Origin of the sequence: Embleya hyalina (genome assembly GCF_003967355.1) — a bacterium.
Lineage (GTDB): Bacteria > Actinomycetota > Actinomycetes > Streptomycetales > Streptomycetaceae > Embleya > Embleya hyalina.
This window is the reverse complement of sequence record NZ_BIFH01000003.1, coordinates 1-1,117: the sequence shown is the minus strand read 5'-3', so window position 1 is coordinate 1,117 and position 1,117 is coordinate 1. Positions and strand designations below refer to the sequence as shown.

The 1,117-nt window shown below is 64.9% G+C and carries 1 pseudogene; it reads left to right on the top strand.

The annotated features are described in order from the left end of the window. Window positions 1-247: pseudogene (locus tag EMA17_RS51520) on the top strand (hypothetical protein); the annotation flags it as partial. Window positions 248-1,117: the final 870 nt, after the last annotated feature.

Sequence of the window (1,117 nt, the reverse complement as noted above, 5' to 3'; positions counted from 1 at the left end):
ACGATTCACGCGACGCCGACACCTGCTCGTCACCCGACTCACCCGCACCCACCGCGGCCCTGCCGGCGCCGCCCACATCCGCGACACCCTCGCTCCTGCAGGTCTCCCGCCCCGCATCCTGCGCTCCACCCGGTTGCTCGCCCTGGTTGACGAACTCGACGCCAAGATCCTCACCGCGTCACTGGGGATGTCCTACGCGGGCGTCGCCCACTACCAACCCAATCCACCTCTCACCAAACAGACATGACCATCGATCGGATCTGGAGCATTGCGGACACAACCTCGCGGCCGGGCAATGTGGGAGACACACGCCTGCACGCCGGACCCCCCCCGACTGACTACGCGAGGTCCACACCGACCAGGCTCCCGGTCACGGCGAATGTTCGGCGACCACGGCCCGCCGTCCTCCTCCACACCTTCCCCTCCTGATGAAACGTGATGACGTGTGGTGGGCGGTGTCGATGCTGCGGGCGCGGTGATTCCTGTGGTGTCTCTCGGTTTCCTGCCAGGTTTTCCTGTCCTGTTTTCCTTACGACTTTCGGTTCGGGTTGCCGATCGGCGCCGGGCCTGTGAATGGCGCTGTCTGGTGCTGCCCGGGCTCGTGCCGAGGTGGGATGGTGGAATCGGCGCAAGGGGCTGTAGGAGGGCGTCCGGGTCGCTTGTCGGGGGTTCCCGGTGCTTACCGGGGCGGGCTTGTGGTACTCGTGGGAGGACTGGTTCGTTGTGCCCTCGGGTGCCGGTTGGCTCGCGCTGGATGTGGCGGTGGGGCCGCGGAGCGGACCTGTCCGGGGTTCTGGTGGGACCTGCCCTTCCTTCGGATCTTACCCGGGTCGAGTTTTGATGCATGGCTTTGTCCCGTGACGCGGTGCTCACCTATATTGGAAGTGGTCGACCGATCCTGAAGTTGCCTGTTTCCAACATTGGTTGGTGGGTGACGGTTCCAAGTCCCGTGGTCTTGTGCGGTGTTGGTTCGCTCCACAGGGTCGACGTTCCGGTCTGCCGATTCCGGAGAGCGCAGGACTCGATATGCGAACCCCGCCTGTCGCCAGCGCAGTTCCCGAGCAATCGCGGTCGTGAGCCGAACATGCCCGGCATGATGGCCAATCGCGTAGCGATT